The following is a 12,859-nucleotide window of genomic DNA, read 5'->3' on the forward strand; positions in this document are numbered from 1 at the left end:
ATTGAATAATTAGCCAACTTAGAAAATGAGCTGATTATCTGTTCACAATTTACATTTTCTAATTATCTAATTTATAAATTATCTAATTGAAAAGCCATGCCATTATATCACAAACTCGGAGACTTTCCGCAAAAACGACACACCCAATTCGAAAAACCTAACGGCGGTTTTTATTACGAACAATTGTTTGGAACCGAAGGTTTTCATGGACATTCGTCGTTATCTTATCATGTTCATAGACCAACACAGGTCAAAGAAATTTTAAATTCTTATTCGGTTGAGCCTAAAATCGCAATCGGAAAAAACATAAAATCATTATTATTTAAAGGTTTTGAATTAAAACCTGAAAACGACTTTTTGGACAGCCGAAAAGCCATGTTGGTCAACAAAGACTGTATCATTGGTTTGGCGGCGCCGAAAGAATCGCTTCGAAATTATTTCTACAAAAATGCCGACGCAGACGAAATGCTTTTCATTCATAGAGGAAAAGGAAAACTGCGCACGATGTTAGGAAATATTCCTTTTGAATATGGCGATTATCTAATTATTCCCCGCGGAATTATTTACCAAATTGATTTCGAAACAGAAGACAACCGATTATTTTATGTCGAATCGTATGCTCCTTTTTACACTCCAAAACGTTATAAAAACCAATCGGGTCAGCATTTAGAACATTCTCCATTTTGCGAGCGTGATTTTATTCTCCCGAACGAATTGGAAACACATGACGAAAAAGGCGATTTTTTAATTAAAATCAAAAAAGAAGGCATGATGCATGAAGTGGTTTACGCTACACATCCGTTTGACGTTGTGGGCTGGGACGGCTACAATTTCCCATACGGATTTTCAATTCACAATTTCGAGCCTATAACAGGGCGTGTTCACCAACCGCCTCCTGTGCATCAAACTTTTGAAACGGCTACTTTTGTCGTTTGCTCTTTCTGTCCTAGACTTTACGATTATCATCCGAAAGCCATTCCGGCGCCATACAATCACAGCAATATAGATTCTGACGAAGTACTATATTATGTAGATGGCGATTTTATGAGCCGTAATAATATTGAACAAGGTCACATCACTTTACATCCAAAAGGAATTCCACACGGACCGGCGCCAGGAGCAATGGAACGAAGCATTGGTCACAAAGAAACCCAGGAATTGGCTGTTATGGTGGATACTTTCCGTCCATTAATGGTTACTGAAGAAGCTATGGGATTGGATGATGGTCAGTACTATAAATCCTGGACGGAGTAATTTCACTTTCGATCTAACCGCAAAGTTCGCAAGGATTTTACGCAAAGATCGCTATGAAAAACTTTGCGAACCTTGCGTCTTTTACCTTTGCGTCTTTGCGGTTAAAAAACAAATTCAAACACAACACTAACAGTTCGATAATCAATTAAACGATTATCCGATTAAAACAAATAAACATCATGTCAAAAGAAGTAAAATCAGTAGAATACGGATTAGAGAAAATATTCGAAGGAGCACAAGATTTCCTTCCGTTATTAGGAACAGATTATGTAGAATTCTATGTTGGAAATGCCAAACAATCTGCACATTATTATAAAACAGCTTTCGGATATCAATCATTAGCTTACGCCGGATTAGAAACTGGAGTAAAAGACAAAGCCTCTTATGTTTTGAAGCAGGACAAAATTAGAATTGTTTTGACAACGCCTTTAACTGCAGATTCTCCAATCAATGAACATTTGAAAAAACATGGTGACGGAGTAAAAGTAGCCGCTCTTTGGGTTGAAGATGCTACAAAATCTTACGAAGAAACTATGAAACGCGGCGCACGTTCTTTTATGGAACCTACTGTTGAAGAAGATGAATTTGGTCAAGTAGTTCGTTCTGGAATTTATACTTATGGAGAAACCGTTCATATTTTTGTAGAAAGAAAAAATTACAGCGGAGTTTTCCTTCCAGGCTATAAAGAATGGAAATCTGATTACAATCCTGAACCAACTGGATTAAAATATATCGATCACATGGTTGGAAATGTGGGTTGGAATGAAATGAATACTTGGGTAAAATTCTATGAAGAAGTTATGGGATTTGTCAATTTTCTATCTTTTGATGACAAACAAATCACTACAGAATATTCTGCTTTGATGAGTAAAGTAATGTCTAATGGAAACGGAAGAATTAAATTCCCAATCAACGAACCGGCCGAAGGAAAGAAAAAATCTCAAATTGAAGAATATTTAGATTTCTATGGCGGACCTGGCATTCAGCATATCGCAATTGCTACAGATGATATTATTAAAACAGTATCACAGCTAAGAGCTCGCGGTGTTGAATTTTTATCAGCTCCTCCTCATACTTATTACCAAGCAATTCCAGAAAGATTGGGCGTTCACATGGATATGATGAAAGAAGACATTAATGAAATTGAGAAACTTGCCATTATGGTTGATGCTGATGAAGATGGATATCTTTTGCAAATTTTTACAAAGCCAGTTCAGGATCGTCCGACGCTTTTCTTTGAAATCATTCAAAGAATGGGTGCAAAAGGATTCGGTGCAGGTAACTTTAAAGCACTTTTTGAGTCTATCGAAAGAGAGCAAGAATTGCGAGGAACATTGTAAAATGTTAATTTTCATATACAAAACAGCATAATTCTCTAAAAAACGATGCTTTTTTTGCAAATGTTATGTTAAACTTGACTTTGGCTATTTGATTTTTGAACTTTCTATCTATCTTTGCACTCGCAAATCGGGAAGGGGTGGTTTCCTTCCTAATTGATATAAATTTCATAATTTATAGTTTTTTGGTTAGTTAATAGCATAAAAACTCAGTCATCTTTGACTGAGTTTTTTTGTTTTGGTACATTTGGAATAAAATTTGCATTTATTTATCTTTATAATGATATGTAAAAATTGTACTATGAAAAAAATCATCCTCACCATACTTGTTCTCACTTCATTTAGTTTCGATTCCTTCAAAGGGGAAGCATTTGATACTGGTGAATTCTTTAAATTTAGAATTCACTACGGCATCGTCAACGCGGGTTACGCAACTCTTGAAATTAAAGACGCTACAATCAACAACAAAAAAGTGTATCACGCTGTCGGTAAAGGATATACAACGGGAATGTCTAAATTCTTTTTTAAAGTTGAAGATTTATACGAAAGTTATTTTGACAAAGAAAGCGGTAACCCGTATCGTTATGTTCGAAAAATTGATGAAGGCGGTTATACCAAAAATCAAGAAGGCTTTTTTGATCAAAACGAAAATCGAGTTTTGGTAAAAGACTATAAACGAAAATCAGAAAAAACGATCGTGGTTACTGAAAATGTACAAGATATTGTTTCCTCTTTTTATTATTTGAGGAACCACCCAAACATAGATAGACTCAAGTCTGGAGAATCTATAGTTATTGACATGTTTTTTGATGACGAAATCACAAAATTTAAGTTAAAATATATAGGTCGTCAAAATATTACAACTAAATTTGGATCGGTTAACACAATGGTCTTTAAACCTTCTGTTCAAAAAGGAAGAGTCTTTAAAGAAGATGAAAGTTTAACACTCTGGATTACAGATGATGTCAACAAAGTTCCCATTAGAATTAAGGCAGATTTAGCAGTCGGATCTTTAAAAGCAGATCTCGACGAATATAAAGGATTACAAAGTCCACTTAAAGTAAAAAAATAATGAACCCTACAGATAATTCTGAAGCAATTTTAAAAGAAATTGATCTAAAATTTCAAGCCATAAATCAAAAAACTGATGTTCAATTAGAAGGACTGCTTTGGGCAAAACCAATTACTTATTGGGATTATATTCAGACCGATGCACTTTTAAATTTACAAATTCAGCGCACTACGCTTCCTGACGAAATGGTTTTTATCATGTACCATCAAGTTAATGAATTAATCTTCAAAATGATTCTGTGGGAAATTGATCAGATTGCTGATACCGAAAATATTCAGGTTGATTTTTTCAGCGAAAGATTATCCAGAATTACTAGATATTTTGACATGCTTACCAACTCGTTCAGCATTATGGAAAACGGTATGGAAGTCGACCAATACATGAAATTCAGAAATACTTTGACCCCTGCGAGTGGTTTTCAGAGTGCTCAATATAGATTAATCGAATTTGCATCGACGGATGTTATCAACTTAACCGACAGAAGATACAAAGATGGTTTTGATGAAAATACTGATCTCGAAACTTCATTCGAACATTTATATTGGCAGGCAGCAGGAAAAGATTATCACACAGGAGAAAAATCTTATTTGCTTAATGAGTTTGAAAAAAAATACAAAGAGCAATTTTTAAGACAAATGTCATCGTTTAAAACGAAAAATATTTGGAAGAAATTCACACAATTACCAATTGAAGACCAACAAAATACAGCTCTTATTGATGCCATGCGTCATTACGACAAAACAGTAAATATTACTTGGGTAATGCAGCATTTAAATACTGCGAGAAAATATATTTTAGAAAGCGGAAAAGGAAATGGTGAAGCGACTGGTGGCAGTGACTGGCAAAAATATATGCATCCAAAATACCAAAGACGCATCTTTTTTCCTAAATTGTGGACCGAAGAAGAATTGTCCAATTGGGGAAATGAAACCACCGTCTAATTCCTCCACAAAAAATTTAAAAAGTTTGAAAAAAGCAGTCGTAATTTTAATTGTCTTGTTTTCGATTTTCTCATGTAATAATAAAACAGAAGAAAAAGTCGAAACCAAAATCACTAAACCAAAAACCAAAAAAGTAGAATTCGGTTTTAATTACGCAGACTTTAATGTTGTTAATGATACAATCTCTAAAGGTGATTCTTTTGGATCTATTCTTCAAAGCCAAAACATTGGAGACAAAAAAGTACACGATATTGTAGAACAAGTAAAAGACTCTTTTAATGTAAGATCGATTCGATACAATAAACCTTTTACATTGCTTCGCGCTAAAAACAAAACCAACAATTTACAAGCTTTTATCTATCAGCCAGACGCACTTACTTATTATGTTATCGATTTAAGAGATAGTATTGCAAAAGCTTATAAAAAAATAAAACCAGTTACGCTTAAGCGAAAAATAATTGGAGGCGTTTTAAAAAGTTCATTATCTGAAACTTTAGGAAACGAAAGTGTAGAAGCTGCGCTTGCAAGCAGAATTACAAAAGTATTTTCTTGGTCTATTGACTTCTTTAAACTTAAAAAAGGCGATCGTTACGGCTTAATTTTCACAGAAAGATTTATTAACGGAAAAACTTATGACGGCGTTGAAGAACTTGAAGCCGCATTTTTTGAATATAAAGGCAAAATCGTCTACGCGTTTCCGTATGCAAAAGACACCACTTCTGGAAAAGTAGAATATTACGATGACGAAGGGAAAACACTGAAAAACTTCTTCTTAAAAACTCCAATTAAATTCAGCCGAATCACTTCACGATTTACGATGAATAGATTTCACCCGGTACAACATACCTGGAAAGCACATAAAGGAACAGATTATGCCGCGCCAACGGGAACTCCTATTTCTACCACTGCTTCTGGAATTGTAGAAGCGACTGGCTATACCGCAGGAAACGGAAACTTTGTTAAAGTAAAACACAACGGCACCTACTCTACTCAATATTTACATATGTCTAAAATCTTGGTTCGTCGTGGACAACGCGTTACGCAAGGTCAAACTATTGGTTTAGTCGGAAGTACAGGTTTAGCTTCTGGTCCGCACGTTTGTTACCGTTTTTGGAAAAACGGCGTTCAGGTTGATGCACTTCGCTTAAATCTCCCAACTGGAGAATCTTTAACAGGAAACGACAGAACTCTTTACATGGCACACATTGAACCTTTAAAAAGAGAATTGGATAGTATCGGGAATTTGTAAATCCATTTTTAAAATCTTTTGAATTGAAAGTCATGAAGAATGAACGTCTTAAAACCATGTATCATGAAACTTTTTCAGGTTTAAAGTTATTTTACAGAGATACTGATTTGCCTGAAAATTTAATTTCGAATTATAAAATTGGGCAGATCATTCAAGAAAGAGGTTTTACTGATATGAGTTCGATTGGCGGAGGAATTTCGGGCAACTTTAGATATCTAATTGCAAGCGCTCATGCAAAAGACATTTCAAAATTCAATCCTGACTCAGCAAAAATTGGTCATTTTCTTTTAGATTCAATTGCTTATTTTAAGGTTTTAGACATTCAAAAAATTGGAAACAAGACACAAATCTTTCTTTTGAATATTCCAGATAATGCCATTTCGCTTTTCAAAAACTCAACTTCAAATCTTGAAGAAGAAATCACAGAAAAAGCCAGAAAAAAATTTAAAGACAAAGTTGACACAGCTGTAATATCAGAATTACAAACAGAGGACTGGAAACAAAGAACAAAATCTCCTATCGGAATGAGTGAGGCTGGCGAATTATTTTTTGATGATTCTAAAATTAAAATCGAAGAGTTAAAAAGAATAGAAGTGGATACAGAAAATAAAATTATTCATATCAATAAAAAACCTTGGTGGAAGATTTGGTAAGCTAAATTAGTTTTTAAAACAATATTTCAAAAATTACCTTCTAATGAAACATCTTCTATTTTTATTACTTTTAGCAGCAGGAGCGAGATGCACCAATCCGAAAACCTTTGTTTTAGATGATACAGAAGAAAATAAATATTTTGCAGCCAAATTTATAAACAATGTCTTTGAACAAAATCTAATTGATAAATCTCCGTTGATTGTTATTAATGGAATTCCTTTTAAATACAACAAAGAAAAAGACACAGTCGTTTTACCAATTAAAAAATCTGACATTCTCAACTTAGGTTTCTTGAACAAAAATAGCAGCCGAATAATATATAATGAAAAAGAGAATGATGGCGCTATATTGATCACAACAAAAAGTAAAACTAAGAATTGATAAAACGTTTTCGTAACTAATTGTTATATAATCGTGAACCTCTCTCCTTTTAAAAGTTATTTCAGTATTTTTGTGTTTTCAGAAAACAAACTCAATTATATATAAAAATGGCTTTAAACACAACCAACCCAACTGGGACTGAAGCGTGGAAAAATCTGCAAAACCATTACAACGCAATTCACCAAACCACTTTACAAGAATTGTTTCAACAAGATAATGACCGTGCAGCAAAATTTAACCTGCAATGGAATGACTTTTTAGTAGATTATTCTAAAAATAATATTAGTCAAGAAACTATTTCGCTTTTATTAGAATTAGCAAATTCAATTGGATTGAAAGATTCGATTGCTCAATATTTCGGAGGAGCATTAATTAACCAAACTGAAAACCGCGCTGTTTTACATACTGCTTTAAGAGCTCCAGAATCTGCTGTGATTAAAGTAGACGGAGAAAATGTAATTCCGGAAGTTTATGAAGTAAAAAACAAAATCAAAGGTTTTACTCAGGAAGTAATTTCTGGAGAAAGAAAAGGTTTTACAGGAAAAGCTTTTACTGATATCGTAAATATCGGAATCGGTGGTTCTGACCTTGGTCCAGTTATGGCTGTTGAGGCTTTACAATTTTATAAAAATCACTTAAATACACATTTCGTTTCAAACGTTGACGGTGATCATGTTAATGAAGTAATTAAAAAACTAAATCCTGAAACTACTTTATTTGTTATTGTTTCTAAAACTTTTACAACGCAAGAAACACTATCGAATTCTGAAACGATTAAAGAATGGTTTTTAAAATCGGCTTCACAAGAAGATATCGCAAAACATTTCGTAGCAGTTTCTACAAATATCCAGAAAGTAACTGAATTCGGAATCAATCCAAACAATGTTTTCCCAATGTGGGATTGGGTTGGAGGAAGATTTTCTCTTTGGAGTGCGGTTGGTTTAAGTATCGCTTTGGCAGTTGGTTTTGATAATTATAATGATTTATTGAATGGTGCTTACGAAATGGATGAGCATTTTAAATCAGCCGAATTCGACCAAAACATTCCTGTAATTTTGGCTTTATTAAGCGTTTGGTACAATAATTTTTATGGTGCCGAAAGTGAAGCTTTGATCCCATATACACAGTATTTACACAAATTAGCTCCTTACTTGCAGCAAGCATTTATGGAAAGTAACGGAAAAAGTGTTGGACGTGACGGAAAACCTGTAAACTACCAAACCGGAACTATTATCTGGGGAGAACCAGGAACGAATTCGCAACACGCTTTTTTTCAGTTAATTCACCAGGGAACAAAATTGATCCCGACAGATTTTGTTGGATTTGTTAAGCCTTTATACGGAAATGAAGATCATCACGACAAATTAATGTCGAACTTCTTTGCTCAGACTGAAGCTTTATTAAACGGTAAAACTGCAGAACAAGTTCAGGCAGAATTTGATAAACAAGGTCTCGCTGCAGATAAAGCAGATTACTTAAAACCATTTAAAGTTTTCACAGGAAACAAACCAACAAACACAATTTTGATTCAAAAATTAACTCCAAAAAGCCTTGGTTCGTTAATTGCACTATATGAACACAAAATTTTTGTTCAAGGTGTAATCTGGAATATTTTCAGTTTTGACCAATGGGGAGTTGAATTAGGAAAACAACTGGCAAATTCGATTTTAGACGAAATCAATTCTAAAACAGTAAAAAATCACGACAGTTCAACTTCATTTTTGTTAAATCATTTTTTGAAAAACAAATAAAGGTTAATAAAAAAACATCTTAATAAACTCAAACGCCTTGATTTACCAAAAATTAAGGCGTTTTTTCGTATAAAAAACTTACTCTACACCTCAAAAATAGTCGTTTTTGCCACTTTTAGACTACAATACCAAGTAAATTGTTGCGTTTTTAACAAAAAATATCGATTTAAATTCAAATAACTATTATTTTTTATAAAGAAAAATCAAAAAATCATTTTAATACGCAGCACAAAAGACAAAACTGATTTTTCTTAACATTTCGATAACATTATCTGATTTAATTGTTATAATTTTGCCAAAAACAATAAACAATAAAGACAAATGACGAAAATGAAAAATTGGTTACTTACTGGACTATTTTTTATGATAGTTTCAACCGTATTTTCTCAAGGAAAAGTTAGTGGTACTATTACCGACGGTGTAGGTTCATTACCAGGAGCAAATGTAGTTGTAAAAGGCTCATCAGTTGCTACTTCTTCAGACTTTGATGGTAAATTTACTATCGACTCACCAAGCGCTACTGGCGAATTGGTAATTTCATTCTTAGGTTTTGAAACAAAAACAGTTAAATTTTCTGTTTCAGGCTCTACAAACCTAGGAAACATTGTTTTAACTTCAAATTCTAATGAATTATCAGAAATTGTGGTTAAGAGTACAACTGTAGATATCGCGAAAGACAGAAAAACACCTGTTGCTGTATCTACAATTAAAGCTGCTGAAATTCAGGCAAAATTAGGAAACCAAGAACTTCCTGAAATGCTAAAAAGCACTCCATCTGTTTATGTAACTAAATCTGGTGGTGGATTTGGAGATTCAAGAATTACAGTTCGTGGATTTAGCCAAAATAACGTTGCTGTAATGGTAAACGGTATGCCGGTTAATGACATGGAAAACGGAGCTGTTTACTGGAGTAACTGGGCAGGTTTATCTGATGTTACTTCTTTCATACAAGTACAAAGAGGTTTAGGATCTTCAAAATTAGCTATTGCTTCTGTTGGGGGTACTATGAACTACGTAACAAAAGCTTCTGATTTGAAACAAGGTGGTACAGTTGGTACTTCTTTTGGTAACGATAACTTCTTCAAATCGAATGTTGCTTATAACACTGGAAAATTAGACAGCGGTTTCTCTGCTTCTGTTTTATACAGCCATACACAAGGTGACGGTTATGTTGACGGAACAGCTTTTAACGGAGATAACTACTATGTAGCTCTTGGTTATACTACAAAAAACAACAAACACGATTTTCAATTTACAGTTACTGGTGCTCCACAATGGCACGATCAAAGATCAACGTTCATCACTATTGCACAGTATCAACAATATGGTTCAGTATCTGATCCAAACATCAAATACAACTCTGATTGGGGTTATAAAAATGGACAGGAGTTTAACATGGTTAGAAACTACTACCACAAGCCAGTTGTTTCATTAAACTATGATTGGAACATTAACGAAACTTCAAAACTATCTACTGTAGGTTACGTATCTTTCGGACGTGGAGGAGGATCTAGAGGTGCTGGTGGTGCTGGAAACAATAATTATACTAGTGCTGTATTTAGAACAGCAGATGGTTTAGTTGATTATGATAAAATCGTTCGTTGGAATACAGGTAACGAAGTTATCAGATTTAACAACGTAAACAATACTCGTGCAACAAATGGTGCAACTGGTCAATTCCAGAACAGTTCTAATACAGGAAGAACTGGATCAGGAACAGCAACTTCTCCATATGTTTTCAACAATACTTCAGGTATTTCTCAAATTTCATCTGTTAACTCTCACAACTGGTATGGAGCAATTGTTAACTTCAACAAAAAATTCTCTGATCACTTAACTTGGGATCTTGGAGTTGATGTAAGAGGATACAAAGGTCTTCACTATCAAAATGTAAACAACCTTTTAGGAGCAGATGCTTACATTGATAATTTTGATGTTAACAACCCAAATAGAACTTTATACAATACATATTCTACATACGCTCCTTGGAATGTATTTAAAAATACTGACAAAGAAGAAAAAATCAACTTCAACAATGATGGTGATGTAAGATGGTATGGTGGATTTACTCAATTAGAGTACTCTACAGATAAATTTACTGCATTCGTTCAAGGTGCACTTTCTCAACAAGGATTCAAAAGAGTTGATTATTTCAAATATCAAGCAGGAACTCCATTGGCAAGTACAGATTACGAAAACATCTTAGGTGGTAATGTTAAAGGTGGTGTTAACTACAACATCAACGAGCATCACAACGTTTTTGTTAACTCAGGATATTACTCAAAACAACCTTTCTTTAACGCTGTTTACCCAAACAACGCTTCATTAGTAAATGGTAATTTAACAAATGAGAAAATCTTCGGTATTGAAGCTGGATATGGTTTACGTACACAAATGTTTACTGCAAACTTAAACTTCTACCGTACTTCATGGAAAGACAGATACCAAAGACAAAATGACGGAGCTGCTGACAACCCTGGAGGCTACTTTGATTTCGCTGGAATTACAGAAATCCACTCAGGTATCGAATTTGACGCTACTGCTAGATTACTTGACAAACTTACTCTTACTGGAATGTTTTCTATCGGAGATTGGAAATATGAAGGAACAAGTACAAGTAACCGTTACGACTCAGGAAACAATGCTATCGGTGGAGGAACTCCTATCACATTATACCTTGACGGTGTAAGAGTTGGAGATGCTGCTCAAACTACAGCTGCTTTAGGTGCCGTTTACGAGATTTTACCACATTTTACTGTTGATGCAAACTACAACTATAATGACAAATTATACGCTGCAATTTCTCCAGGAAACTTTACATCTGCAACTAACAGAGGTTCATTACAATTACCATCTTACGGTACAGCTGATGCTGGATTATCTTACAAATGGTTAGTTGGTAAAAACAAAGACAACTCAGTAGGTTTCAGATTAAACGTAAACAACGTTTTTGATTACACTTACATTGCTGAAGCAAAAACAAATATTTTTGCAGCTGATGTTCCAACTGTTCCAACATACAAAGGTATTGCTACTACAAACCAAGTATACTTTGGTTTCGGTAGAACTTGGAACTTCGCACTACGTTACGATTTCTAATATTTAGATTCTAAATAAATAATAAAAACGGCATTGACTTTTAAGTTTAATGCCGTTTTTTTTTGGTCCTTTTTGTTATATTTGTTTTTAAACAAAAAACAAGGTTTATGTATAATTTTCTACAAAAATTTCACTCCGGATGGGCTTATGTAGCTTTACTGCTTTTGCTTGTCGCGGTTGTAAATGCCATCATCGGTTTTACGTCAAAAAAAGACTTTACTGCTAAAGATCGTAAAATTGCTTTATTTGCTTTAATCGGAACGCATACACAATTATTGATTGGTCTGATTTTATATTTTGTTTCTCCATTAGGAAAAGCAGCTTTTGGACAAATGTCAAATGCAGAATTGAGATTAACTTCATTAGAACATCCACTAATTAATCTTATCGCCATCGTTCTTATTACAATCGGATGGTCTAAACATAAAAAATTAATCAATAGCGAAGCTAAATTCAAAACCTTTGCTATATTTTACGGATTAGGTTTATTGCTTATTTTAAGTAGAATTCCTTGGAACCTTTGGTTCTAAAAAATACCAATTAAAAGCCCTCGTACAGGGCTTTTTTTATCTCGGCATATTATTTGTACAAACTCCCCCAAGTCTGAAAAAAAATAACCCATGAGAAACAAAAAAAACATCTTATTCGCCACTATTGCCTTAACCCTACTTAGCGGCTTTACCTACGTTATTAGCCAAACCAAACCTACAACTGAGCCCAAAATTATTCAGGACACAGTAAAAAATGTAAAACCTAACATTATCGCATTACCTACAGACTCGGTATTTACAGATAAAGGTTTAAAGTTAAAAGCGTACAAAAAGAATGCTCACGCCTCTTATTATTCCGACAAGTTTAATGGAAGAAAGACAGCTAACGGAAGCAGATTCAACAACAGCAAATATACTGCGGCACACAAAAAACTTCCTTTTGGAACAAGAGTAAAAGTGACCAATGAAGCCAACGGAAAATTTGTAATTGTAAAAATAACCGATCGCGGGCCATTTGTAAAAACGCGAGAAATCGATCTTTCAAAAAGAGCTTTTATGGAAATCACCAAAAATAAAGGTGCCGGTGCTATGAAAGTTACTCTTGAAACTATAATAGAATAAAAAATCCCG

11 protein-coding genes are annotated in these 12,859 nt (G+C 34.0%); all 11 read left to right on the forward strand.

Annotated features, from left to right (window positions below; translation table 11 throughout):
* Positions 1-96 precede the first annotated feature (96 nt).
* The 11 genes from ACFSC2_RS01230 to ACFSC2_RS01280 all read left to right on the forward strand — a co-directional run bounded on the left by ACFSC2_RS01230 (position 97) and on the right by ACFSC2_RS01280 (position 12,850).
* Positions 97-1,254 carry a homogentisate 1,2-dioxygenase gene (locus ACFSC2_RS01230; protein ID WP_379817430.1) on the forward strand — a complete coding sequence of 386 codons (1,158 nt, stop codon included), beginning with the start codon at positions 97-99 and terminating at the stop codon, positions 1,252-1,254.
* 179 nt (positions 1,255-1,433) lie between these two features.
* A complete protein-coding gene (gene hppD, locus ACFSC2_RS01235; RefSeq protein WP_379817431.1) occupies positions 1,434-2,594 on the forward strand; it encodes a 4-hydroxyphenylpyruvate dioxygenase in 1,161 nt (386 codons plus the stop codon).
* 298 nt (positions 2,595-2,892) lie between these two features.
* A complete protein-coding gene (locus ACFSC2_RS01240) occupies positions 2,893-3,663 on the forward strand; it encodes a DUF3108 domain-containing protein (RefSeq protein WP_379817432.1) in 771 nt (256 codons plus the stop codon).
* Positions 3,663-4,604: a tryptophan 2,3-dioxygenase family protein gene (locus tag ACFSC2_RS01245; RefSeq protein WP_379817433.1), complete on the forward strand. Its 942-nt coding sequence runs from the start codon at positions 3,663-3,665 to the stop codon at positions 4,602-4,604. Before ACFSC2_RS01240 ends, ACFSC2_RS01245 begins: the two co-directional genes overlap by 1 nt.
* Before the next feature lie 25 nt (positions 4,605-4,629).
* Positions 4,630-5,853, forward strand: a complete 1,224-nt coding sequence (locus ACFSC2_RS01250; RefSeq protein ID WP_379817434.1) for a peptidoglycan DD-metalloendopeptidase family protein — start codon at positions 4,630-4,632, stop codon at positions 5,851-5,853.
* A gap of 32 nt (positions 5,854-5,885) precedes the next feature.
* On the forward strand, positions 5,886-6,506 hold the full coding sequence (locus ACFSC2_RS01255; protein WP_379817435.1) for a hypothetical protein: 621 nt from the start codon (positions 5,886-5,888) through the stop codon (positions 6,504-6,506).
* Between the two features lie 43 nt (positions 6,507-6,549).
* Positions 6,550-6,888, forward strand: coding sequence for a hypothetical protein (locus tag ACFSC2_RS01260; protein ID WP_379817436.1), 339 nt, complete (start codon positions 6,550-6,552; stop codon positions 6,886-6,888).
* Between the two features lie 107 nt (positions 6,889-6,995).
* Complete coding sequence (gene pgi / locus ACFSC2_RS01265; protein ID WP_379817437.1) at positions 6,996-8,639, forward strand: glucose-6-phosphate isomerase; 1,644 nt, start codon at positions 6,996-6,998, stop codon at positions 8,637-8,639.
* A 321-nt stretch (positions 8,640-8,960) separates the two neighbouring features.
* Positions 8,961-11,738, forward strand: a complete 2,778-nt coding sequence (locus ACFSC2_RS01270; protein WP_379817438.1) for a TonB-dependent receptor — start codon at positions 8,961-8,963, stop codon at positions 11,736-11,738.
* Positions 11,739-11,845: 107 nt separating this feature from the next.
* Positions 11,846-12,268, forward strand: a complete 423-nt coding sequence (locus tag ACFSC2_RS01275) for a hypothetical protein (protein ID WP_379817439.1) — start codon at positions 11,846-11,848, stop codon at positions 12,266-12,268.
* A gap of 90 nt (positions 12,269-12,358) precedes the next feature.
* Positions 12,359-12,850, forward strand: a complete 492-nt coding sequence (locus tag ACFSC2_RS01280; protein ID WP_379817440.1) for a septal ring lytic transglycosylase RlpA family protein — start codon at positions 12,359-12,361, stop codon at positions 12,848-12,850.
* Positions 12,851-12,859 lie beyond the last annotated feature (9 nt).

The organism is Flavobacterium artemisiae, from assembly GCF_042678225.1.
In the GTDB taxonomy this organism is placed as follows: Bacteria; Bacteroidota; Bacteroidia; order Flavobacteriales; family Flavobacteriaceae; genus Flavobacterium; species Flavobacterium artemisiae.

Excerpts from the sequence above, each read along its gene's own strand:
- ACFSC2_RS01255 (WP_379817435.1), top strand. The coding sequence starts at position 5,886 with ATGAAGAATGAACGTCTTAAAACCATGTATCATGAAACTTTTTCAGGT.
- ACFSC2_RS01270 (WP_379817438.1), top strand. The coding sequence starts at position 8,961 with ATGACGAAAATGAAAAATTGGTTACTTACTGGACTATTTTTTATGATA.
- hppD (WP_379817431.1), top strand. The coding sequence starts at position 1,434 with ATGTCAAAAGAAGTAAAATCAGTAGAATACGGATTAGAGAAAATATTC.
- ACFSC2_RS01230 (WP_379817430.1), top strand. The coding sequence starts at position 97 with ATGCCATTATATCACAAACTCGGAGACTTTCCGCAAAAACGACACACC.
- ACFSC2_RS01260 (WP_379817436.1), top strand. The coding sequence starts at position 6,550 with ATGAAACATCTTCTATTTTTATTACTTTTAGCAGCAGGAGCGAGATGC.
- pgi (WP_379817437.1), top strand. The coding sequence starts at position 6,996 with ATGGCTTTAAACACAACCAACCCAACTGGGACTGAAGCGTGGAAAAAT.
- ACFSC2_RS01280 (WP_379817440.1), top strand. The coding sequence starts at position 12,359 with ATGAGAAACAAAAAAAACATCTTATTCGCCACTATTGCCTTAACCCTA.
- ACFSC2_RS01275 (WP_379817439.1), top strand. The coding sequence starts at position 11,846 with ATGTATAATTTTCTACAAAAATTTCACTCCGGATGGGCTTATGTAGCT.
- ACFSC2_RS01245 (WP_379817433.1), top strand. The coding sequence starts at position 3,663 with ATGAACCCTACAGATAATTCTGAAGCAATTTTAAAAGAAATTGATCTA.
- ACFSC2_RS01240 (WP_379817432.1), top strand. The coding sequence starts at position 2,893 with ATGAAAAAAATCATCCTCACCATACTTGTTCTCACTTCATTTAGTTTC.